Origin of the sequence: Streptomyces aureoversilis, assembly GCF_042657885.1 — a bacterium.
Classification (GTDB): Bacteria; Actinomycetota; Actinomycetes; order Streptomycetales; family Streptomycetaceae; genus Streptomyces; species Streptomyces aureoversilis.
This window is the reverse complement of sequence record NZ_JBHSKJ010000009.1, coordinates 26,740-47,743: the sequence shown is the minus strand read 5'-3', so window position 1 is coordinate 47,743 and position 21,004 is coordinate 26,740. Positions and strand designations below refer to the sequence as shown.

The following is a 21,004-nucleotide window of genomic DNA, read 5'->3' as shown; positions in this document are numbered from 1 at the left end:
CCCGCGTGGGGCCCCGCCGCTTCGGCGGCGGGGCCCCACGGTCAGTAGCGGGGCTGCTCGTTGTGGTGCTCGGTGTACTGCTCGCCGTAGCCCGGCCCCTGGCCCTGTCCCTGTCCCTGTGCGGGGAGTTGCTGGGGGTAGCCGGGGTAGGGCTGCTGGGCGTAGCCCTGCGGGACGGGCGGGTAGTCGCCGTCGCGCTGCTGCGGCACCCAGACGCCGCCGGGCGGGGTGTCCGTGTCGTACTGCGGGGCGGGTGCGTAGGCGTCGGCGGGGTGGCCGCCCATGCCGTAGGGCTGCGGGGCGGATTGCTGGTACTGCCCGTAGGAGTCGTACGGCTCGTAGGCCTGCTGCCGGCTGCCGATGTAGGGGTCGGAGTACGCGGCGTACTGTCCCTGCCCGTAGTCGAATTGGCCGGGCTCGGCGGGCGCGCCGGGCGCCGCCGGGACCTGGGTGCCGTAGGGGTCGGCGTACGGGGCGGGGCCGTGGTCCGGTGCGGGAGCGGAGGCGGCGCCGTAGCCGCTGTCGCCGTAGCCGCCGTAGGCCGCGTCGCCCGTGGCGCCGGGGGCGGGGACGTCGTGCGGCTGGTGGCCGGTGCCGGGCAGGCCGGGGTCGCTCGCGGGCTCCGCGAGCGGGGGGACGGCGGGCATGGCCGCGGTCTCGTCGAGCGGCGGGGCCTCCGCCCGCTCCGTCCTGCGGCGGCGGCCGGCGCGCGGCTCCTTCGGGGCGTCGTCCTCAACGGCCGGCTTCCCGGCACGCCTACCGGACTTGACACCTCTTCCGGACCTACCGCCCGTACCGGACTTCTCCTCCGTACCGGACTTGCCGAACTCGCCTGCGTTGTCGATGTTGCCGCCCTTGTCCCGGCGGAGCGCCCAGCCGCGGGAGAAGCCCCGGCGGAAGGAGAGCGTCACGTACGTCTGCCCGACGGCGAAGGCCACCGCGCCCGCCCCGATGACCGCGACGGACGGGATGACGACTCCCGCGACGACGCCGAGGAAGCCGGCGAAGGCGAGGAGGCGCCAGCGCAGTCGCGCCTTGTACTGCAGCAGCACTTCGCCGAGCAGCCAGAGCGCGACGACGCCGAACGCGATGTAGAGGACCGTCCAGCCCATTTACGCCCCTCTCGTGGCCGCCGCCTTCGAGGGGCCGGCCGTCAGGACCGCTGGTGCAGTCCCAGATTCTCGTAGATTTCCAGCGTCGCCGTGGAGTGGTTCAGGGTAATGAAGTGCAGCCCGGGAATCTCCTCGGCCATCAACCGAGCGCACAGCTCCGTGGCGTACTCGATCCCGATCGAGCGTACAGCGGCCCGGTCGTCCTTGACCGCGAGGATCCGCTCGGCCAGCGCCGGGGGGAACGCGGCATTGCTGAGCTGCGCGAACCGCTCGATCTGACGGACGTTGGTGACGGGCATGATCTCAGGGATGATCGGGGTGTCGCAGCCGGCGGCGGCCACCCGGTCGCGCAGCCGGAGGTAGTCCTCCGGGTAGAAGAACATCTGGGTGATGGCGAAGTCCGCACCCGCGCGGCACTTGTCCACGAAGTACCGGATGTCGGTGTCCCAGTCGGTGGAGCGCGGGTGCATCTCCGGGAAGGCGGCGACGCCGACGCAGAAGTCGCCGGACTCCTTGATGAGGCTCACGAGGTCGGCGGCGTAGTGCAGGCCGTCGGGGTGACGCACCCACTCGCCCATGGGGTCGCCGGGCGGATCGCCGCGCAGGGCGAGCATGTTGCGGATGCCGACGTCGGCGTACTGGCCGATGATGTTGCGCAGCTCGGCCTTGGAGTGGTTGACGGCTGTCAGGTGGGCGACGGGCGTGAGCGTCGTGTCGGTCGCCATGCGCTCGGTCACCCGCACGGTGCCCTCGCGGGAGGAGCCCCCCGCGCCGTAGGTGACGGACACGAAGGTCGGGCCGACGGCCTCGATCCGGCGGATGGCGTCCCAGAGGGTGCGTTCCCCCTTCTCGGACCTCGGGGCGGCGAACTCGAAGGAATACGACCGCTCGCCTGAGGCGAGCAGCTCACGCACCGTGCGCGCGTGGTCTGTCCTGGTGGAGGCGGTGCCAAGGGCCATACCGGCAAGTTAACCAGCGCTCCCCGCGGCCCCCAACCCACTTCTGCGATTTGCCCGATAGGCCAGTATCCCGTCCGGCATGCGGACGGATCTTCATGTTCCGTTGATGCTCCGTTGACGTTCCCGGGCCGCCGAAAGGGACCGGGCGTGGCCTCAGAGGCGCTCGCGGACCCGCTCGGCCAGCTCCGCGGCGGCCGCTCCGGGGTCGTCCGCCTCGGTGATCGCGCGGACCACGACGACCCGGCGGGCGCCCGCGTCGAGCACCTGCTCCAGATTGCCCAGATCGATGCCGCCGATCGCGAACCAGGGGCGCTCGGTGCCCAGGGCCGCCGCGTGGCGGACCAGGGGCAGGCCGGGGGCGTGGCGGCCCGGCTTGGTGGGGGTGGGCCAGCAGGGGCCGGTGCAGAAGTAGTCCACACCGGGCTCGGCGGCCGCGGCGTCCACCTCGGACCCGGCGTGCGTCGACCGGCCGATCAGGACGTCCGCGCCGAGGATGGCGCGGGCGGCGGGTACCGGCAGGTCGCCCTGGCCGAGGTGCAGCACGCCGGAACCGGCGGCGTGGGCGACGTCGGCACGGTCGTTGACCGCGAAGAGCTTGCCGTGGCGCCGGGCGGCGTCGGCGAAGACCGCGAGGTGCTCCAGCTCCTCGCCCGCCTCCATGCCCTTGTCGCGCAGCTGGACGATGTCGACACCGGAGGCGAGGACCGCGTCGAGGAATTCCGGCAGGTCGCCCTGGCGCTTGCGGGCGTCGGTGCACAGGTACAGCCGGGCGTCGGCGAGCGCGTCGCGGGCGGTGGCGGACATCGGGTGGTTCCCCCCGGGTCGGCGGTGTGCGGGCGGGGGCGGGCCCCGCCCGCACACCGGACGGTTCTGACGGGCGCGGTCACCGCGCCCTGAAACGGATCGGGCCCCGGAACGGACCGGGCCCGCGGGCTTCCCGGCGGCTCAGACGGCGAGCGCCTGGGCGCGCCGCTTCACCTCCGTGCCGCGGTTCTCCCGCAGGGCGTCCGCCGGGGTGCCCGGCAGGGTCTCGTCGGCGGTGAACAGCCACTCCAGCATTTCCTCGTCGCTGAAGCCGTCGTCCCGCAGCAGCGTCAGGGTCCCGGCCAGGCCCTTGACGACCTTGCCCTCGCCGATGAAGGCGGCGGGCACCATGAGCACCCGGTTCTCACCTCGGCGCACGGCGATCAGCTGGCCCTCCTTCACCAGCTGCCGCACGCGCGTCACCTCCACGCCGAGCTTCTCGGCGATGTCGGGGAGGTTGAGCCAGGCGGGAACAAGCGCGTCGATCTTTGCGTCAATCTCGGTCACGGGACAAGCCTGCCATCTGGCGCTGACAGCCGGTAGCCGGGTTGACCCGACCCGGGCGCGTCACAGCGCCGCGGCCTTCAGCGGCACCGACGCGTCGGCGGCCTTGGCGCGGTCCAGCAGGGCGCCCTTCTCGATGAGCTTGCGGCCCTGGGCCAGGTCCCTGGGACGGCCGACGGCCAGCAGGGCGACCAGGACGCCGGCGCGCAGCCAGCACACGCTCCAGGCGGCGCTCGCGGGGTCGCCGCGCCACAGCAGCTCGTCGGCGGCGGCGTGGTGGCCGACGTACTGCACGAACCGCCCGAACTGCTCGGACCAGAAGTACGGCACCGGGTCGTACGACGGCCCCTCGGCCGGGCCCAGCACGATGTTCGCCGCAACGGTCCGCGGGCCCTGCATGGCGTTGTCCCAGTGGTGCACGAGCAGCCGCTCGCCGTAGCGGGCGGAGGGGAACGACGCGCAGTCGCCGACCGCGTAGACGCCGGGCAGGGAGGTGCGCAGCCGCTCGTCGGCGAGGACGGCGCGGTCCTCGCCGAGCGCGATGCCGGAGCCCTCCAGCCAGCCGGTCGCGGCCCGCGCCCCGACGCCGACGACCACGGCGCCGGCCGTCAGCCGGGTGCCGTCGGCCAGCACGACCGCGTCGTGCTCCACGGCGGTCACCCGCGCGCCGAGCATCAGCCGGGCGCCGCTCTCCTCGTACCAGGGGGCCATCCGGGCGGCGACCTCGGCGGGCACGGCGCCGGCGAGGACGCGGTCCGCGGCCTCGACCACGGTCACCGCGCAGCCCGCCTCCCGGGCGGCCGTGGCGACCTCGGCGCCGATCCAGCCCGCGCCGACGGCCACGACGTCGTGCTGCGCGGCCAGGACCGGGCGCAGCCGCACGGCGTCGTCGAGGGTGCGCAGCAGGTGGACGTTGGGCAGGCCCTCGCTGCCGGGCAGCCGGACGGGCTCGGCGCCGGTGGCGATGACCAGGACGTCATAGGGGACCGGCCCGGCGGCGGTGTCCACCAGGTGCTCGGCCGGGCGCAGGCCGGTGGCCTCCCGGCCGAGCCGGAGGTCTATCCCGAGCAGGTCGAAGTCCACCTCGAACGCGGAGCCGTCGGCCTTGCCCAGCAGGACGGCCTTGGAGAGCGGGGGCCTGTCGTACGGAGGGTGCGGCTCGGCGCCCAGCACGGTGACGGTGCCGGCCCAGCCGAGCTCGCGCAGGGCGACCGCGGTCTGCACGCCGGCCATTCCGGCGCCCACGATGACGACGCGCCGCTCACGGGCGGCAAGTGGTTCTTCCCGGTGCTCGCTCACCCGATCACTGTAGGACGACGGCCGTGCGCGACCGGGGCCAGGGCCTGCCCGGCGGGTCTCCTCCCGCGCCGCGGAGCGCCTCGGTCCGGCCTTCCGGTGGGTTCGCGGCCCGTACTAGGGTGGCCGGTGCACGCACTCGCGGGAGCCCGGACGACCGGGCTGAGAGGGAGGCTGGACGGCCTCCGACCGTACGAACCTGATCCGGGTCATGCCGGCGAAGGGAGGGGCTGGACACCTCATGGCCGCGTCGACGACCACACCGGGCGCACCGACCGCGCCGACCGTTCCCGCCTGCGACGTCCTCGTCGTGGGCGGCGGGCTCATCGGGCTCGTCACCGCCTGGCGCGCCGCGCAGCGCGGGCTGCGGACCGCCGTCGCCGACCCCGCGCCGGGCGGCGGCGCGGCGCGCGTCGCCGCCGGGATGCTGGCGGCGGTGACCGAGCTGCACTACGGCGAGGAGGCGCTGCTCGCCCTCAACCTGGCCTCCGCGCGCCGCTATCCGGACTTCACGGCGGAGCTGGAGGAGGCCAGCGGCGTCGCCACCGGCTACCGGGCGTGCGGCACGCTGGCCGTCGCCCTCGACGCCGACGACCGCGAGCACCTGCGCGAACTGCACGCTCTGCAGCAGCGCTCCGGCCTGGACTCGCAGTGGCTCACGGGCCGCGAGTGCCGCCGCCTGGAGCCGATGCTCGCGCCCGGCGTACGCGGGGGGCTGCGGGTGGACGGGGACCACCAGACCGATCCCCGCAGGCTCGCGCGGGCGCTGCTCACGGCCTGCGAGCGGGCCGGGGTCGCCTTCCACCGCTCGGGGGCCGCCCGGCTGCTGCTCTCCGGGGACCGCGCCACGGGCGCCGAGCTCGCGGACGGCCGCCGCGTCGCCGCGGAGCAGGTGGTGCTCGCCGCGGGCAGCCGCAGCGGGACGCTCGCGGGCGTCCCCGCCGATGTCCTGCCGCCCGTGCGCCCCGTCAAGGGCCAGGTGCTGCGGCTGCGCGTCCCGGACGCGTACGCGCCCTTCCTCTCCCGCACCGTGCGCGCGGTCGTCCGCGGCGGGCCGGTGTACCTGGTGCCGCGCGAGAACGGCGAGCTCGTCCTCGGCGCGACCACCGAGGAGCTCGGCTGGGACACCACGGTCACCGCCGGCGGCGTCTACGAGCTGCTGCGCGACGCCCACGAACTGGTGCCCGGCATCACCGAGCTGCCCCTGGTGGAGACCTCCGCCGGGCTGCGCCCCGGCTCCCCCGACAACGCCCCCCTCCTCGGCCCGACCGCCCTGCCCGGGCTGCACGCCGCCACCGGCCACCACCGCAACGGCGTCCTCCTCGCCCCGCTGACCGGCGACGTGATGGCCGAGGTGCTGACCACCGGGCGCCTCCCCGAGGAGGCCCGCCCCTTCACCCCCCGACGCTTCTCGAACGCGCTGCAGGAGCTGCCCGTATGAACCCCAGCGACCCCACCGACAACCCCGAGGCCCACATGGGCATCAGCGTCAACGGCGAGCACCGCGAGGTGCCGCACGGCCTGACCCTGGGCGGTCTCGTGGCGAGCATGACCACCGCGCCCGGCGGCGTGGCCGCCGCCGTCAACGAGGCCGTCGTGCCGCGCGGCCAGTGGGCCGCCACCCGGCTCGGCGCGGGCGACCGCGTCGAGGTCCTCACCGCAGTGCAGGGGGGCTGATCAGCGCTGATGGCGGACGATCTGCTCACCATCGCCGACACCACCCTCGGCTCCCGGCTGATCATGGGCACCGGCGGGGCGCCCAGCCTCGACGTCCTGGAGCGCGCGCTGCTCGCCTCCGGCACCGAGCTGACCACCGTCGCGATGCGCCGCCTGGACGCGAGCGTCCGGGGCTCGGTGCTGTCCGTGCTGGAGCGGCACTCCATCCGGGTGCTGCCGAACACGGCCGGCTGCTACACCGCCGGCGAGGCCGTCCTGACCGCCCGGCTGGCCCGGGAGGCGCTCGGCACGGACTGGGTCAAGCTCGAAGTGATCGCCGACGAGCGCACGCTGCTGCCGGACCCGATCGAGCTGCTCGACGCCGCGGAGATCCTCGTGGACGACGGCTTCACGGTGCTGCCGTACACCAACGACGACCCGGTCCTCGCCCGCAAGCTGGAGGACGCCGGCTGCGCGGCGATCATGCCGCTGGGCTCGCCCATCGGCTCCGGCCTCGGCATCCGCAACCCGCACAACTTCCAGCTGATCACCGAGCGGGCCGGGGTCCCCGTGATCCTCGACGCGGGCGCCGGCACGGCCTCCGACGCGGCGCTCGCCATGGAGCTGGGCTGCGCCGCGGTGATGCTCGCCTCCGCGGTGACCCGCGCGCAGGAGCCGGTGCTGATGGCGGAGGCGATGCGGCACGCCGTGGAGGCGGGGCGGCTGGCGTACCGGGCGGGACGGATACCGCGGCGGCACTTCGCCGAGGCGTCCTCTCCTGCGGAGGGCTTGGCACGTCTCGATCCGGAACGTCCGGAGTTCGCTCAGTAGCGGGGGCTCCGCCCCTGACCCCTTTTGTCCTCAATCGCCGGAAGGGCCGATTTTTACCGGGTCAGGGCTTCGTCCCGGCCCCTTTTAGACTCGTCGCGTGGATACGACGCTAGGGGACCCGTTGGTCGGGCACACGCTCGACGGCCGCTACCGGGTCGAGGCCCGCATCGCCGTGGGCGGGATGGCCACGGTCTACCGTGCCCTCGACACCCGGCTCGACCGGGTGCTCGCGGTCAAGGTGATGCACCCCGGCCTCGCCGCCGACACCGCGTTCGTGGAGCGCTTCATCCGCGAGGCCAAGTCGGTCGCGCGCCTGGACCACCCCAACGTGGTGGGCGTCCACGACCAGGGCACCGACGGCCCGTACGTCTATCTGGCGATGGAGTACGTGCCCGGGTGCACCCTGCGCGACGTGCTGCGCGAGCGCGGGGCTCTCCAGCCCCGCGCCGCCCTCGACATCCTGGAGCCGGTGCTGGCCGCGCTGGGCGCGGCCCACCTCGCGGGCCTGGTGCACCGCGACATGAAGCCCGAGAACGTGCTGATCGGCGACGACGGCCGGGTGAAGGTCGCCGACTTCGGGCTCGTCCGGGCCGTGGACACCGACACCACCGCGTCCACCGGATCCGTCCTCGGCACCGTGTCGTACCTGGCCCCCGAGCAGCTGGAGCACGGCACCGCCGATCCGCGCGTGGACGTCTACGCGTGCGGCGTCGTCCTCTACGAAATGCTGACCGGCGCCAAGCCGCACACGGGCAGCACCCCGGCCCAGGTCCTCTACCAGCACCTCCACGCGGACGTCCCGCCGCCGTCGGCGGCCGTGCCGGGCCTGGCCGCCGGGCTGGACGGCCTCGTGGCCGACGCCACGGCCCGCGACCCGCGGCTGCGCCCGGCGGACGCCGTCGCGCTGCTCGGCCTGGCCCGGGCGGCGCGCGCGGAGCTGAGCGACGAGCAGCTGGACGCGGCGCCCCCGCAGGCGCTGACCGACGCGGTCACGGGCCGCGCGACGGGCCCGGAGGACCGTACGAGCGTGCTGCCCCGGCCGGCCGCGCGCCCGCTGCCCGCCGAGGACGGCGATCAGCTGAACCGCACGACGCGGCTGGAGCAGCCGCCCGCTCCCCCGGTCCCGCCCGCTCCTCCCGCGGGCCCGCGCGGCCGGTTCCGGCAGGCGCCGCGGCGCGGGGTCCTCGTGGCGGTCGCCGCGCTGCTGGCGGTCCTGATCGGCACGGGTGTCTGGTACGTCAACTCGGGCCAGTTCACGACCGTCCCCGCCGTCCTGGACATGACCCGGGACAAGGCGGAGAAGACGCTGGACGACGCCGGGCTCGGGGTGCGCACGAAGGAGGACTTCAGCGACACCGTCGAGCGCGGCCACGTCATCGCCGCCGACCCGGCGCCCGGCAAGCGCATCCGCAACACCGGCAAGGTGACGATCACCCTCTCGCGCGGCCCCGCCCGGGCCGAGGTGCCCAACGTCGCCGGCATGCCCTTCGACGAGGCGAAGAAGAAGATCGAGGGCGCCGGCCTGACCGTCGGCGAGATCGCCAAGCAGTTCAGCAGCGAGACCCCGCAGGGCTCGGTGCTGGCCACCGACCCGAAGCCGGGCGAGCAGCGCCGCCCGGAGGCGCCGGTCGCGCTGACCGTCAGCAAGGGCGCGCCGCTGGACGTGCCGGACGTGCGGGGCATGTCCGTGGACGCCGCGACCGCCGCCCTGCGCGACAAGGGCTTCGAGGCGAAGGTGTCGGACGCCCAGGTCTTCTCCGACCGCGCCAAGGGCTCCGTGGCCGAGCAGTCCCCCGGTACGGGCGACAAGGCCGCCAAGGGCGACACGGTCACCCTCACCGTCTCCAAGGGCAAGGAGATGGTGCCCGTCCCGGACGTCACGGGCAGGAACGAGGCCGAGGCCAAGCGGCTGCTGACCGAGGCGGGCTTCAAGGTGAAGGTCGACAAGCCGTTCTTCTTCCCGCAGGACTCGGTGGAGAGCCAGTCGGTCAAGGGCGGCGAGCAGGCCGCCAAGGGCGACACGGTCACCATCAAGCTCAAGGGCGGTCTGTAGCGGTGGAGGAGCTGATCCCGGGGCGGCTGCGCAACCCCGTAGGCGGCCACGTGCCGGTGGCGGGCGGGCTGGCCAAGGTGGGCCTGGCCTACGCGCGCGAGATGGGCGCGGAGACCCTGCAGGTCTTCGTCGCCAACCCGCGCGGCTGGGCGACGCCCGCGGGCAACCCACGGCAGGACGAGGAGTTCCGCGCCGCGTGCGCGCAGGAGTCCCTGCCGGTCTGGGTGCACGCCCCCTATCTGATCAACTTCGGCTCGCACACGGAGGCGACGGTCGAGCTGTCCGCGGAGTCGATGCGGCACTCGCTGCGCCGCGGCCGTGCCATCGGCGCGCAGGGCGTGGTCGTGCACACCGGCTCCGCGACGGGCGGCCGGCCGCGCCGGGCGGCGCTGGAGCAGGTCCACGAGCGGCTGCTGCCGCTGCTGGACGAGCTGACCCACGACGACGACCCCTGGCTGCTGCTGGAGCCCACGGCCGGCCAGGGCGCGTCCCTGTGCTCGCTGGTCGAGGACCTCGGCCCCTACTTCGAGGCACTGGAGCACCACCCGAAGCTGGGCGTGTGCCTGGACACCTGCCACGTCTTCGCGGCGGGCCACGACCTCGCCGGGCCGGGCGGGATGAAGAGCACGCTGGACGAGCTGGTCTCGGTGGTGGGCGAGGGACGGCTGCGCCTGATCCACGCCAACGATTCGAAGGCGGCCGTCGGCGCGCACCTCGACCGGCACGAGAACATCGGTTCCGGCCACATCGGCGCCGACCCCTTCGCGGAGCTCTTCCGCCACCCGGCCACGGCCGGGGTGCCGCTGACGATCGAGACACCGGGCGGCCCCACGGGCCACGCCGCGGACGTGGCCCGGCTGAAGGAACTGCGCGACGGCGTGCTGTAGGCGAAGGCGGGCTGCCGCGGCGGCGGAGGACGGCTGCGGCGACGGCCCGGCGGTACGCACGCAGCCGGCGGAACCGGCGCACGTCGCGGTCCGCCGCCCGCGGGGCTAGAGCTCCGGGCCCTCGCCCGGCTGCTCCTGGTAGGAGTAGCGCTGCTCGCGCCAGGGGTCCCCGACGTTGTGGTAGCCCCGCTCCTCCCAGAACCCGCGCCGGTCGGCGGTCATGTACTCCACGCCGCGCACCCATTTGGGCCCCTTCCAGGCGTAGAGGTGCGGCACGACGAGGCGGACGGGGAAGCCGTGCTCGGCGGTGAGCGGCTCGTCGTCCTTGTGCGTGGCGAAAATCGTCTTTTCGGAGGCGAAGTCCGCCAGTCGCAGATTGGAACTGAAGCCGTATTCCGCCCACACCATCACATGGGTGACCTCGGGTGCGGGCGGTGCGAGTTCGAGCACCGTACGGGCCGACACCCCGCCCCATTCGGCGTCGAGCATGCTGTATTTCGTGACGCAGTGCAGATCGGCCACGACCGTCGCATACGGCAGGGCGGAGAATTCCTCGTGCGTCCAGCAGTGCTTGTCGCCGTCGGCGGTGGATCCGAAGACCCGGAACTCCCACCGGTCCGGCTTGAACCGCGGCACGGGGCCGTAGTGCGTCACCGGCCACCCGCGCTGAAGACGCTGCCCCGGCGGCAGCTGGGGGAGCTCCCCTTTGCGGCTTTCGGTGTTTTTCGAGGGCCCCATGCCCCCATGGTGTCAGACCTTTCACGGCGCCGATGACCAGGGGTTCCACTATTGGGACAACTCCCACTAAGTGTGCACTTACTGGACGGTTTCGAAGGGCGGTGCGAGGATGCGCGCAACCTGCCATTCATCCTTGCTTGGAAGGAGCCTCTGCAATGCAGGGCGACCCCGAGGTCATCGAGTTCCTCAATGAACAGCTGACTGCCGAGCTGACCGCCATCAATCAGTACTTCCTGCACGCGAAGCTGCAGGAGCACCACGGGTGGACCAAGATCGCGTCGCATACGCGCGCCGAGTCGTTCGACGAGATGCGGCACGCGGAGACCCTCACCGACCGGATCATCTTCCTGGAGGGGCTGCCCAACTACCAGCGGCTCTTCCACGTCCGGATCGGCCAGACCATCACGGAGATGTTCCAGGCCGACCGGCAGGTGGAGGTCGAGGCCATCGACCGCCTCCGGCGCGGGGTGGAGGTCATGCGGGCCAAGGGCGACATCACCTCGGCCAACATCTTCGAGGCGATCCTCGCGGACGAAGAGGATCACATCGACTATCTGGACACCCAGCTGGAGCTGCTCGAGAAGCTCGGCGAGGCGCTGTACATCGCGCAGTTCATCGAGCAGGAGAACGGCGGGGCGGACTAGCCGGGGCCGCCGGGGGCGCTAGGCCGCCTGGGGCTGGCGCAGCGCGGGTATCTCGGCGCTGAGCACGCCGGACTCCCCCTTGTCGGCCAGCTCGCGGCGCGGGCACGTACCACGGCCGAGGAGCGCCTGGATGCGGCGCACGCAGCTGCCGCAGTCGGTGCCGGCCTTGCTGGCGGAGGCTATCTGCCGGGGCGTGCACGCCCCCTTGTCCGCGTGCTCACGCACCTGCTGCTCCGTGATGCCGAAGCACGAGCAGACGTACACGCGGTTCACCGCCAACCGGGTTGATCAATAAGGTAACCCTTACCTTACCTGGCCCGGTGGCGGAATAACAACGCCGTGGGGCGGGGATCACAGATTCCCGCCCCACGGCGCGCTCGTTCCACCGGCTCCTACTGGTCGCGGTACATCTCCGCGACGAGGAACGCCAGGTCCAGGGACTGGCTGCGGTTGAGGCGGGGGTCACAGGCCGTCTCGTAGCGCTGGTGCAGGTCGTCGACGAAGATCTCGTCGCCGCCGCCCACGCACTCGGTGACGTCGTCACCGGTGAGCTCGACGTGGATGCCGCCGGGGTGCGTGCCGAGGCTCTTGTGGACCTCGAAGAAGCCCTTGACCTCGTCCAGCACGTCGTCGAAGCGGCGGGTCTTGTGACCCGAGGCCGCCTCGAAGGTGTTGCCGTGCATCGGGTCGCAGATCCACGCCACCTGGGCACCGGAGGCGGTGACCTTCTCCACCAGCTCGGGGAGGTGGTCACGGATCTTGCCCGCACCCATCCGGGTGATGAACGTGAGCCGGCCGGGCTCGCGCTCCGGGTCGAGGCGCTCGATCAGGGTGAGCGCGTCCTCGGCCGAGGTGGTCGGGCCGAGCTTCACGCCGATCGGGTTGCGGATCTTCGAGGCGAACTCGATGTGCGCGCCGTCCAGCTGACGGGTGCGCTCGCCGATCCAGACCATGTGGCCGGAGACGTCGTACAGGTTCCCGGTGCGGGAGTCCGTACGGGTCAGGGCCGACTCGTAGTCGAGGATCAGGGCCTCGTGCGAGGAGTAGAACTCGACCGTCTTGAACTCCTCCGGGTCCGTCCCGCAGGCGTTCATGAAGTTCAGCGCACGGTCGATCTCGCGGGCCAGGGCCTCGTAGCGCTGCCCGGACGGGGAGGACTTCACGAAGTCCTGGTTCCAGGCGTGCACCTGGCGCAGGTCGGCGTAACCACCGGTGGTGAAGGCGCGCACCAGGTTCAGCGTGGCCGAGGAGGCGTGGTACATGCGCTTCAGCCGCTGCGGGTCCGGCGTGCGGGCCTCGGGCGTGAAGGCGAAGCCGTTGACGGAGTCGCCGCGGTAGGTCGGCAGGGTCACGCCGTCGCGGGTCTCGGTCGGCTTCGAGCGGGGCTTGCTGTACTGACCGGCGATGCGGCCGACCTTGACGACGGGCACCTGGCCCGCGTAGGTCAGCACGGCGCCCATCTGGAGCAGCGTCTTGAGCTTGTTACGGATCTGATCGGCACCGACGGCATCGAAGGCCTCGGCGCAGTCGCCGCCCTGGAGCAGGAACGCCTCTCCACGGGCGACCGCTCCCAGGCGCTGGCGCAGCTGGTCGCACTCGCCCGCGAAGACGAGAGGCGGATAGGACTCGAGCTCGGCGATCACATCGCGCAGAGCCTCTTGGTCCGGCCATTCGGGCTGCTGCGCCGCGGGAAGGGAGCGCCAGGTGTTGCCACCGGCGTGGAGTTCAGCGTTCACGGTCACGCTCCAACCCTACGGGGTCGCGGCGGCTGCCCCGTCGCCGGACCGCACTTTGAGACATTTGCCGATACGGGGGCGAGACGCGCCCAAGACACGCCAGAGTCACCGCTCAATACCGGCCACCTCCGTACCGCTTCGCGACCGCACGGGACACGGGCGCCCCCGCGCCCTCGCCCCGCACCGCGGAAGCTTCCATTCCGACGCTCTGGCCTCGGCTGATACCCGCCGGTAGGGATCGTGCTTCGGGTAGGGTGCCCAGCATGTTCGCGCTGCAGACCCAGAACTGGTGGTGGACCGCTCATCCGGCGGCCCACTGACTGCGCGTACCACCGACGCATCGCGAAGGCCGCCCGAGGGGCGGCCTTCCGCGTTTCCCGGGCCGTTCCTCTCCGCACCGGAAGGAACCCTCCCCATGCCCAGCGACACCGCCCGGCCCACCGGCACCGCCGCCCTGCTCGCCCGGCTCACCGGCCCCGTCTGCCCGCCCTTCGCCCTCCTCCACCGCCGCACGCCCGGCCTCCCCCGGGGCGCCGGGGACACTGCGGGCGCGCCCGCCGGCACCGTCGAGCTGCTCCTCGGCCCCGTCGAGGAGGTCGAGCGCCTCGCCGGCATCCCGCTGCCCGCCGGCCGGCCCGGCGGCGGCCGCCCCGTCCACGACGCCCTCGCCCTGGTGCCCTTCCGCCAGATCCGCGAGCGCGGCTTCGACGTCCGCGACGACGGCACCCCGCTGGCCGTCCTGCTCCCCGAGGAGAGCCACGAGCTGCCCGTCGACGACGTCCTCGCCGCCCTGCCCGCCCACACCGTCCGCGTCGAGGGCGGCGCCTTCGACGTGAGCGACGACGCCTACGCCGACATCGTCCGGCGCGTGATCGAGGACGAGATCGGCACCGGCGAAGGCGCCAACTTCGTCATCCGGCGGACCTTCGAGGGCGAGATCCACGGCTTCACCCCCGCCGACGCCCTCGCCCTCTTCCGCCGCCTGCTGGCCGGCGAGCGCGGCGCCTACTGGACGTACGTCGTGCACACCGGCGACCGCACGCTCGTCGGGGCCAGCCCGGAGGTGCACGTGCGCATGTCCGGCGGGACGGTCGTGATGAACCCCATCAGCGGCACCTACCGCTACCCCGCCTCCGGCCCCGACAAGGACGGCCTGCTGGCCTTCCTCCACGACCGCAAGGAGGTCGAGGAGCTGTCCATGGTCGTGGACGAGGAGCTGAAGATGATGTGCACCGTCGGCGACATGGGCGGCGTCGTCGTCGGACCGCGGCTGAAGGAGATGGCCCACCTCGCCCACACCGAGTACGAACTGCGCGGCCGCTCCTCCCTGGACGTGCGCGACGTGCTGCGCGAGACCATGTTCGCGGCGACCGTCACCGGCTCCCCCGTGCAGAACGCCTGCCGCGTCATCGAGCGCCACGAGCCCGGCGGGCGCGGCTACTACTCGGGCGCCCTCGCCCTCATCGGCCGCGACGCCGGCGGCGCCCGCACCCTGGACTCGCCCATCCTCATCCGCACCGCCGACATCGACCGCCGCGGGCGGCTGCGCGTCGGGGTCGGCGCCACGCTCGTGCGGCGCTCCGACCCGTACGCCGAGGTCGCCGAGACCCACGCCAAGGCGGCCGGCGTCCTCGCCGCCCTCGGCGTCCGCACCCCGCGGCCGGAGCGGCCCGCGGCGCCGGCCCCGCGGCTCGCCGACGACCCGCAGGTACGGGCCGCGCTCGACGCCCGCCGCGCGGACCTCGCCCCGTTCTGGCTGCGCATGCAGGCCGTGGAGACCGCCGCCACCGCCGCCGCTTCCACCGCCGCCACCGCCGCCCGGCTGAGCGGGCACGCCCTGGTGATCGACGGCGAGGACACCTTCACGGCCATGCTGGCCCACCTGCTGCGCACGTCCGGCCTGGAGGTGACCGTACGGCGCTACGACGAGCCCGGCCTGCGCGCGGCCGCCCTCGCCCATGAGGGGCCCGTCGTGCTGGGCCCCGGCCCCGGCAACCCCTCCGACGCGGCCGACCCGAAGATGCGGCTGCTCCGCGCCCTCGCGGCGGAGCTCCTGCGCGGCCACCGGCACGGCCTCCTGGGCGTGTGCCTGGGGCACGAGCTGATCGCGGCGGAGCTGGGGCTGGAGATCGTCCGCAAGGACGTGCCGTACCAGGGGGCGCAGGAGCGGATCGACTTCTTCGGCCGGCCCGAGACGGTCGGGTTCTACAACACGTTCACGGCGCGGTGCGAGGCGGAGGCCGAGGGAGAGCTGGCGCTCCACCGGGTGGAGCTGAGCCGGGATCCCCGGAGCGGGGATGTGCACGCCTTGCGCGGGCCCGGCTTCGCGGGCGTGCAGTTCCACCCGGAGTCGGTCCTGACGCTGGACGGCGCGACGATCGTGGCGGAGCTCCTGGCGGGCGTCCTGGTCTGACCACCCACTGTCGATCTGTTGCCTGGAAGCGTCATGACGCTTCCAGGCAACAGATCAATGTGCCGGCAGGCGCCGTCAGCCGAAGAAGACCTTCACCTCCTCGTAGCGCTCGACCGGCACCGTCTTCAAGCGAGCCGTGGCCTCGGCCAGAGGCACACGCACGATGTCCGTGCCCCGAAGGGCCACCATCCGCCCGAAGTCCCGCTCCCGCACCGCATCGATCGCGTGCAACCCGAACCGCGTCGCCAGCCACCGGTCGAACGCGCTGGGCGTGCCGCCCCGCTGGACGTGGCCCAGCACGGTGGTCCGCGCCTCCTTGCCGGTGCGCCGTTCGATCTCCTTCGCGAGCCACTCCCCGACGCCGGAGAGCCGCACGTGCCCGAAGGCGTCGTGGGAGGAGCCGTCCTTGAGGACGAGGTCGCCGTCCTTGGGCATGGCGCCCTCCGCGACCACCACGATGGGCGCGTAGCTGGCGCGGAAGCGGGAGGTGACCCAGCCGCAGATCTCGTCGAGGTCGAAGCGCTGCTCGGGGATGAGGATGACGTTGGCCCCGCCGGCGAGGCCGGAGTGCAGGGCGATCCAGCCCGCGTGCCGGCCCATGACCTCCACGACCAGGACGCGCATGTGGGACTCGGCGGTGGTGTGGAGCCGGTCGATGGCCTCGGTGGCGACGCCGACGGCGGTGTCGAAGCCGAAGGTGTAGTCGGTGGCCGAGAGGTCGTTGTCGATGGTCTTGGGGACGCCGACGCACGGGATGCCGTGCTCGGCCCAGAGGAGCGCGGCGACGCCGAGGGTGTCCTCGCCGCCGATGGCGACGAGGGCGTCCACCTCGTCCGCGGCGAGGTTCTCGCGGATGCGCCGGATGCCGCCGGGTTCCTTGAAGGGGTTGGTGCGCGAGGAGCCGAGCACGGTGCCGCCGCGCGGGAGGATGCCGCGCACGGCGGGGATGTCGAGCCGGGACGTGGCGCCGTGGAGGAGGCCGCGCCAGCCGTCCCGGTAGCCGATGAAGTCGTAGGAATGGTCCTGGACGCCCTTGCGGACGACGGCGCGGATGACCGCGTTGAGCCCGGGGCAGTCACCGCCGCCGGTCAGCACTCCGATCCGCATGACACTCTCCTTCAGCCGGAGGACGCCCGGCCGGGTCAAGGTCAGGCGTCGTCGAGACCTCGCTCTATCGCGTAGCGCACGAGCTCCACGCGGTTGTGCAACTGGAGCTTGCCCAAGGTGTTCTGCACATGGTTCTGCACCGTGCGGTGGGAAATAACCAGCCGCTCGGCAATCTGCTTGTACGACAGACCCTTGGCGACGAGGCGCAGCACCTCGGTCTCGCGGTCGGTCAGCCGGGGCGCCTTGGGCTCGTCGGGCGCGGCCGGGGCGGGGTCGGCGGCCAGCCGCCGGTACTCGCCGAGGACCAGTCCGGCGAGGCCGGGGGTGAAGACGGGGTCGCCCGCGGCGGTGCGCCGCACGGCGTCCACGAGCTCCTGCGTGCTGGCCGACTTCAGCAGGTAGCCGGTGGCTCCGGACTTCACGGCCTCCAGCACGTCGGCGTGCTCGCCGCTGGCGGAGAGGACGAGGACGCGCAGCGCGGGGTTCTCCCCCACGAGCTCCTTGCAGACGGCCACGCCGGGCAGGCCGGGCAGGTTGAGGTCGAGGACCAGGACATCGGGGCCGGCGGCCTTCGCGCGGCGCACGGCCTCGGGGCCGTCCCCGGCGGTCGCCACGATGTCGTACCCGGCGGCGGCCAGGTCGCGGGCGACGGCGTCGCGCCACATGGGGTGGTCGTCGACGACCATGACCTTTACGGTGCGCTCGGCGGGTGCTTCGGCTTGCGTTTCGCTCATCGCTGTTCTTTCCCGTTCCCCCGTGGAACCTTCAGTTCGACTTCCGTGCCCTGGCCGGGGACGGACAGCAGCTCGGCGCTGCCGCCCAGGTCCCTCAGCCGCCCGCGGATCGACAGGGCGACGCCCATCCGCCCCTCCCGCTCGGCGTCCGCGAGCCGGCCCTCGGGGATGCCGGGGCCGTCGTCCCGCACGGTGACGATCACCGCGTCGGGCTCGTCCTCCAGCAGGATCCAGGCCTGCGCCCCCTCGCCCGCGTGCTTGCGCACATTGTCCAGGGCGGCGCCCACGGCGGCGGCGAGTTCGGCTGCGGCGGCCGCCTCCAGCAGGACGGGGGTGCCGGGCCCGGCGAAGGAGACGTCGGCGCCCGCGTGCGGGGCGAGCAGCGCCCCCACGTCGATGGGGCCGGTGGGGACCGGCGGGGCGGCCGCCACGGCGCCGACCAGCTCCGCGTCCCCGGCGAGCTCCTCGGCGGAGCGCTGCGGGGGCAGCAGGCCCCCGGCGACCAGGGTGCGCAGGGCGATCTCCTGCTCGCCGGCCATCCGGCCGAGCTCGGCCGCCTCGCCGCCGAGCGCGGCGCCGCGCCGCTGCACCATGGCCAGCACCTGCAGGACGCCGTCGTGGATGTCGCGGGCGAGCCGCTCGCGCTCGCGGGTGGCGGCCTCGATCCGCAGGGCGCGGGCGAGGGTGCGCTCACTGGCGCGGGCGACCTCGACGATGTAGCCGATGGCGATGCTGGAGACCCACACCAGGAGCACGTTGTGGACGGTGTCCCGGGCGGGGCTGCCGCGCTCGGCGAGGTTGGCGACGGCCACGAGGGTCGAGCCGACGGCCGCCCAGCGCCAGCCGCCCTTGATGGCCAGGCCCAGTACGGCGCCGCCGGTCCATATGGACGGCAGGGTGGCCGCGCCGCCGTCGATGCGGGCCGGGGAGTCGACGACGGCGGTGACGAGGATTCCGGCGAGTGCGAGGGCCAGGTCGGCGATGAGGAACCGTTTCGTGCAGCGCTCCGGCGCCGAGGTCCGGTTCCACGTGAGCGCCATCCACCCGGTGAGTACGCCCATGTAGAGGGCGCCGCCGAGCGGATGGGCGTACTCGCGGTAGTTGATGGCGAAGATCGCCAGGGCGTAGCAGAGCGTCAGAATGCGGTAGCCGGTCAGCGCGCGCCACAGCGGCAGCTCCACCGACATCCGTACGACGCGCGGCTTCCTGCTGCGCGGTGTCATCGACCAACCCCCGGGCCGGGCGCGCTGCGCCGCCGGCCGCCGCTCCCCTTTACTTTCCGCCCTGATCGGTCTTGCCGAGCCCGGCAGCCTTCGCCGCCTTCTCCTCCTCGGCCTTCCGCTTCGCCTCGTCCGCGATCTGCCGCTTGGCGGCGGTCGCGTAGATGTCCACGTACTCCTGGCCCGAGAGCTCCATGATCTTGTACATGACCTCGTCGGTGACCGAGCGCAGGATGAAGCGGTCGCCGTCCATGCCGTGGTAGCGGCTGAAGTCCAGCGGCTCGCCGATGCGGATGCCCGGGCGCACCATCTTGGGCAGCACCTTGCCCGGGGGCTGCACCTTCTCGGTGTCGATCATGGCCACGGGGATCACCGGGGCCCCGGACAGCAGGGCCACCCGGGCGAGCCCGCCCGGCTTGCCCCGGTAGAGGCGGCCGTCGGGGGAACGGGTGCCCTCGGGGTAGATGCCGAACAGCTCGCCGCGCGCCAGCACGTCCAGGCCGCTCTTGACCGCGGCCTCGCCCGCTCCGCGGGCACCCGAACGGTCGACGGGCAGCTGGCCCACGCCCTTGAAGAACGCGGCCGTCAGCTTCCCCTTGACTCCGGGGGAGGTGAAGTATTCCTGCTTCGCGATGAACGTGACCTTACGGTCGAGCACCGCGGGCAGGAAGAACGAATCCGAGAACGACAGGTGGTTGCTCGCGAGGATCGCGGGCCCTTCGGCCGGGATGTTCTCCAGGCCCTCCACCCACGGCCGGAAGGCAAGCTTCAGCGACCCGCCGATGGACACCTTCATAGCGCCGTAGAACAACCGAGAACCTCCTGTGTGTGACGAGGAGACCTTAACCTGCCTACCCGCCGTGCGGCGCTCCGCGTACGCTGAGGACCGGACCCTCTGTGTCCTCCCTTGCCCCCGTTCCACCGATCGGAGATCCCGGTGCCGCTCCTCCCCGGAGCCGAGCCGTTCCGCCATGAAGGCGGAGAGGTAGGCGTCCTCGTGTGTCACGGCTTCACCGGTTCCCCGCAGTCCGTGCGGCCCTGGGCGGACGATCTGGCCGGGCGCGGCCTGAGCGTCTCGCTGCCGCTGCTGCCCGGGCACGGCACCCGCTGGCAGGACATGCAGCTCACCGGCTGGCAGGACTGGTACGCGGAGGTCGACCACGCGCTGCGGGAGCTGAGCGAGCGCTGCTCGCAGGTGTTCGTGTGCGGCCTGTCGATGGGCGGGGCGCTCGCCCTGCGCCTCGCGGCCCGCCACGGGGACGCGGTCAGCGGCATCGTCCTCGTCAACCCGGGCAACAAGGTCCATGGCCTGGCCGCGCGGGCCCTGCCCGTCGTGCGCCACTTCGTGCCCTCCACCAAGGGCATCGCGAGCGACATCGCCAAGCCCGGCGCCCAGGAGGTCGGCTACGACCGGGTGCCGCTGCACGCCGCGCACTCGGTGCGCCGCTTCTTCCAGCTGGTCGACGCCGAACTGCCCCAGGTCACCCAGCCCTTGCTGCTGATGCACAGCCCCGAGGACCACGTCGTCCCGCCGGCCGACTCCGCCCGCATCCTCGCCCGCGTCTCCTCCCGGGACGTCACCGAGCGCCTGCTGGAGCGCAGCTACCACGTGGCCACCCTGGACCACGACGCCGAGCGCATCTTCGAGGACACCTACGCGTTCATCGGCCGGCTCTCCGGCGTCGGCTCCCAGGAGGGGGCGGCCGCCCGTGGCTGAGCGTGACGCGGGCCGCGACGAGAGCCGCGACCCGCTCGACGAGGACGCGGCCTGGGCGGAGCTCGTCGCCGCGTACGGGGAACAGCCCGACCCCGCGACCGGCCGCTGGCCTGCCACGGGCGACGACACCGGCACCCCTGCGGGGGCCGGGAAGGACACCAAGGACTCCAAGGACACCGCGGAGAAGGACGTCCCCGGGAAGGACGCCTCCCCCGGGCCCTCTCCGGCACGGGAGGAGCCCCCGGGCAGCTTCATCGTCTACGCGCCCGGCGTCGGCCCCCGCGACTGGAGCACGCCGGAGACCCCGGGGGACGGCACGGACGATGCGGACGACGCGGACGACGAGGGCCACTTCATCCCGCCCGAGCCGCCGCCCCTGCCCACCGGGGACGTCACCGCCCGCTTCGCCTGGATCGCCGTGCTGGGCGGCCCGCTGCTGCTCCTGATCATGGTGCTGCTGCAGCAGCAGCTCACCTGGTGGGTGACGACGCTCGGGGTCGGCGGCTTCCTGGGCGGCTTCGCCACGCTCGTCCTGCGGATGAAGGACAGCGACGACGAGGACGACGACCCGGGGCGCGGCGCGGTGGTGTGAA

The 21,004-nt window shown here is 73.2% G+C and carries 22 protein-coding genes and 1 riboswitch; of the genes, 10 read left to right on the top strand and 12 right to left on the bottom strand.

The annotated features are described in order from the left end of the window. Window positions 1-41: 41 nt before the first annotated feature. From ACFPP6_RS17295 to ACFPP6_RS17275, 5 genes are all read right to left on the bottom strand, one after another. On the bottom strand, window positions 42-1,112 hold the full coding sequence (locus tag ACFPP6_RS17295) for a hypothetical protein (RefSeq protein WP_382042718.1): 1,071 nt from the start codon (window positions 1,110-1,112) through the stop codon (window positions 42-44). 41 nt (window positions 1,113-1,153) lie between these two features. Beyond that, the gene (gene metF / locus ACFPP6_RS17290) at window positions 1,154-2,071 is read right to left on the bottom strand and encodes a methylenetetrahydrofolate reductase [NAD(P)H] (protein ID WP_382042716.1); all 918 of its coding nucleotides are present in this window, start codon (window positions 2,069-2,071) and stop codon (window positions 1,154-1,156) included. 153 nt (window positions 2,072-2,224) lie between these two features. Beyond that, complete coding sequence (thiE, locus tag ACFPP6_RS17285; RefSeq protein WP_382042713.1) at window positions 2,225-2,875, bottom strand: thiamine phosphate synthase; 651 nt, start codon at window positions 2,873-2,875, stop codon at window positions 2,225-2,227. A gap of 141 nt (window positions 2,876-3,016) precedes the next feature. Beyond that, window positions 3,017-3,382: an Rv2175c family DNA-binding protein gene (locus ACFPP6_RS17280; RefSeq protein ID WP_058044809.1), complete on the bottom strand. Its 366-nt coding sequence runs from the start codon at window positions 3,380-3,382 to the stop codon at window positions 3,017-3,019. Between the two features lie 60 nt (window positions 3,383-3,442). Next, a complete protein-coding gene (locus ACFPP6_RS17275; RefSeq protein WP_382043280.1) occupies window positions 3,443-4,612 on the bottom strand; it encodes an NAD(P)/FAD-dependent oxidoreductase in 1,170 nt (389 codons plus the stop codon). 194 nt (window positions 4,613-4,806) lie between these two features. Further along, window positions 4,807-4,918, top strand: a riboswitch (TPP riboswitch). Between ACFPP6_RS17275 and thiO the strand changes: the two genes are divergently transcribed. The 5 genes from thiO (at window position 4,917) to ACFPP6_RS17250 (ending at window position 10,102) form a co-directional block, all read left to right on the top strand. Beyond that, the gene (gene thiO, locus ACFPP6_RS17270; protein ID WP_382042711.1) at window positions 4,917-6,116 is read left to right on the top strand and encodes a glycine oxidase ThiO; all 1,200 of its coding nucleotides are present in this window, start codon (window positions 4,917-4,919) and stop codon (window positions 6,114-6,116) included. Its footprint overlaps the riboswitch before it by 2 nt. 35 nt (window positions 6,117-6,151) lie before the next feature. Then, entirely contained in the window at window positions 6,152-6,352 is a 201-nt protein-coding gene (gene thiS / locus ACFPP6_RS17265; protein ID WP_336013971.1) for a sulfur carrier protein ThiS, read from the top strand. Between the two features lie 9 nt (window positions 6,353-6,361). Further along, window positions 6,362-7,162, top strand: coding sequence for a thiazole synthase (locus ACFPP6_RS17260; protein ID WP_382042708.1), 801 nt, complete (start codon window positions 6,362-6,364; stop codon window positions 7,160-7,162). Between the two features lie 97 nt (window positions 7,163-7,259). Beyond that, a complete protein-coding gene (gene pknB, locus ACFPP6_RS17255) occupies window positions 7,260-9,215 on the top strand; it encodes a Stk1 family PASTA domain-containing Ser/Thr kinase (RefSeq protein WP_382042706.1) in 1,956 nt (651 codons plus the stop codon). A 2-nt stretch (window positions 9,216-9,217) separates the two neighbouring features. After that, window positions 9,218-10,102 (top strand): deoxyribonuclease IV, encoded by an 885-nt coding sequence (locus ACFPP6_RS17250; RefSeq protein ID WP_382042703.1) that lies wholly within the window; start codon window positions 9,218-9,220, stop codon window positions 10,100-10,102. A 105-nt stretch (window positions 10,103-10,207) separates the two neighbouring features. On the opposite strand, the gene ACFPP6_RS17245 is transcribed toward ACFPP6_RS17250, so the two are convergent. Further along, on the bottom strand, window positions 10,208-10,840 hold the full coding sequence (locus ACFPP6_RS17245; protein ID WP_382042701.1) for a sulfite oxidase-like oxidoreductase: 633 nt from the start codon (window positions 10,838-10,840) through the stop codon (window positions 10,208-10,210). A gap of 155 nt (window positions 10,841-10,995) precedes the next feature. On the opposite strand from ACFPP6_RS17245, the gene bfr reads away from it, so the two are divergent. Beyond that, entirely contained in the window at window positions 10,996-11,484 is a 489-nt protein-coding gene (gene bfr, locus ACFPP6_RS17240; RefSeq protein WP_382042699.1) for a bacterioferritin, read from the top strand. 18 nt (window positions 11,485-11,502) lie between these two features. On the opposite strand, the gene ACFPP6_RS17235 is transcribed toward bfr, so the two are convergent. Together ACFPP6_RS17235 and ACFPP6_RS17230 are read right to left on the bottom strand one after the other, a co-directional pair. Continuing rightward, a complete protein-coding gene (locus ACFPP6_RS17235) occupies window positions 11,503-11,757 on the bottom strand; it encodes a (2Fe-2S)-binding protein (RefSeq protein WP_382042696.1) in 255 nt (84 codons plus the stop codon). A 119-nt stretch (window positions 11,758-11,876) separates the two neighbouring features. After that, complete coding sequence (locus ACFPP6_RS17230) at window positions 11,877-13,226, bottom strand: class II 3-deoxy-7-phosphoheptulonate synthase (protein WP_058044801.1); 1,350 nt, start codon at window positions 13,224-13,226, stop codon at window positions 11,877-11,879. Between the two features lie 257 nt (window positions 13,227-13,483). Between ACFPP6_RS17230 and ACFPP6_RS17225 the strand changes: the two genes are divergently transcribed. Together ACFPP6_RS17225 and ACFPP6_RS17220 are read left to right on the top strand one after the other, a co-directional pair. Beyond that, window positions 13,484-13,540, top strand: coding sequence for a trp operon leader peptide (locus ACFPP6_RS17225; protein ID WP_168091012.1), 57 nt, complete (start codon window positions 13,484-13,486; stop codon window positions 13,538-13,540). 95 nt (window positions 13,541-13,635) lie between these two features. Then, complete coding sequence (locus tag ACFPP6_RS17220) at window positions 13,636-15,633, top strand: anthranilate synthase family protein (protein WP_382042693.1); 1,998 nt, start codon at window positions 13,636-13,638, stop codon at window positions 15,631-15,633. Between the two features lie 75 nt (window positions 15,634-15,708). Here the strand turns inward: ACFPP6_RS17220 and ACFPP6_RS17215 are convergent, their stop codons facing one another. Genes ACFPP6_RS17215 through ACFPP6_RS17200 form a run of 4 tightly spaced genes read right to left on the bottom strand, consistent with a single transcriptional unit; the run spans window position 15,709 to window position 19,505 of the window. Then, entirely contained in the window at window positions 15,709-16,740 is a 1,032-nt protein-coding gene (locus ACFPP6_RS17215) for a 6-phosphofructokinase (RefSeq protein ID WP_382042690.1), read from the bottom strand. Between the two features lie 41 nt (window positions 16,741-16,781). After that, entirely contained in the window at window positions 16,782-17,474 is a 693-nt protein-coding gene (locus tag ACFPP6_RS17210) for a response regulator (RefSeq protein ID WP_058044798.1), read from the bottom strand. Further along, entirely contained in the window at window positions 17,471-18,697 is a 1,227-nt protein-coding gene (macS, locus tag ACFPP6_RS17205) for a MacS family sensor histidine kinase (RefSeq protein WP_382042686.1), read from the bottom strand. The genes ACFPP6_RS17210 and macS overlap by 4 nt, the downstream gene beginning before the upstream one ends. Window positions 18,698-18,746: 49 nt before the next feature. Further along, a complete protein-coding gene (locus tag ACFPP6_RS17200; RefSeq protein ID WP_382042683.1) occupies window positions 18,747-19,505 on the bottom strand; it encodes a lysophospholipid acyltransferase family protein in 759 nt (252 codons plus the stop codon). Between the two features lie 126 nt (window positions 19,506-19,631). Here ACFPP6_RS17200 and ACFPP6_RS17195 point away from each other — a divergent pair, with 126 nt between their 5' ends. Together ACFPP6_RS17195 and ACFPP6_RS17190 are read left to right on the top strand one after the other, a co-directional pair. After that, window positions 19,632-20,411: an alpha/beta hydrolase gene (locus ACFPP6_RS17195; RefSeq protein ID WP_382042681.1), complete on the top strand. Its 780-nt coding sequence runs from the start codon at window positions 19,632-19,634 to the stop codon at window positions 20,409-20,411. Continuing rightward, window positions 20,404-21,003 (top strand): hypothetical protein, encoded by a 600-nt coding sequence (locus ACFPP6_RS17190; protein WP_382042678.1) that lies wholly within the window; start codon window positions 20,404-20,406, stop codon window positions 21,001-21,003. The genes ACFPP6_RS17195 and ACFPP6_RS17190 overlap by 8 nt, the downstream gene beginning before the upstream one ends. Window position 21,004 lies beyond the last annotated feature (1 nt).

Excerpts from the sequence above, each read along its gene's own strand:
- ACFPP6_RS17295 (WP_382042718.1), bottom strand. The coding sequence starts at position 1,112 with ATGGGCTGGACGGTCCTCTACATCGCGTTCGGCGTCGTCGCGCTCTGG.
- metF (WP_382042716.1), bottom strand. The coding sequence starts at position 2,071 with ATGGCCCTTGGCACCGCCTCCACCAGGACAGACCACGCGCGCACGGTG.
- thiE (WP_382042713.1), bottom strand. The coding sequence starts at position 2,875 with ATGTCCGCCACCGCCCGCGACGCGCTCGCCGACGCCCGGCTGTACCTG.
- ACFPP6_RS17275 (WP_382043280.1), bottom strand. The coding sequence starts at position 4,612 with ATGGCCGGCGTGCAGACCGCGGTCGCCCTGCGCGAGCTCGGCTGGGCC.
- thiO (WP_382042711.1), top strand. The coding sequence starts at position 4,917 with ATGGCCGCGTCGACGACCACACCGGGCGCACCGACCGCGCCGACCGTT.
- thiS (WP_336013971.1), top strand. The coding sequence starts at position 6,152 with ATGGGCATCAGCGTCAACGGCGAGCACCGCGAGGTGCCGCACGGCCTG.
- ACFPP6_RS17260 (WP_382042708.1), top strand. The coding sequence starts at position 6,362 with ATGGCGGACGATCTGCTCACCATCGCCGACACCACCCTCGGCTCCCGG.
- ACFPP6_RS17245 (WP_382042701.1), bottom strand. The coding sequence starts at position 10,840 with ATGGGGCCCTCGAAAAACACCGAAAGCCGCAAAGGGGAGCTCCCCCAG.
- bfr (WP_382042699.1), top strand. The coding sequence starts at position 10,996 with ATGCAGGGCGACCCCGAGGTCATCGAGTTCCTCAATGAACAGCTGACT.
- ACFPP6_RS17220 (WP_382042693.1), top strand. The coding sequence starts at position 13,636 with ATGCCCAGCGACACCGCCCGGCCCACCGGCACCGCCGCCCTGCTCGCC.
- ACFPP6_RS17215 (WP_382042690.1), bottom strand. The coding sequence starts at position 16,740 with ATGCGGATCGGAGTGCTGACCGGCGGCGGTGACTGCCCCGGGCTCAAC.
- ACFPP6_RS17210 (WP_058044798.1), bottom strand. The coding sequence starts at position 17,474 with ATGAGCGAAACGCAAGCCGAAGCACCCGCCGAGCGCACCGTAAAGGTC.
- macS (WP_382042686.1), bottom strand. The coding sequence starts at position 18,697 with ATGACACCGCGCAGCAGGAAGCCGCGCGTCGTACGGATGTCGGTGGAG.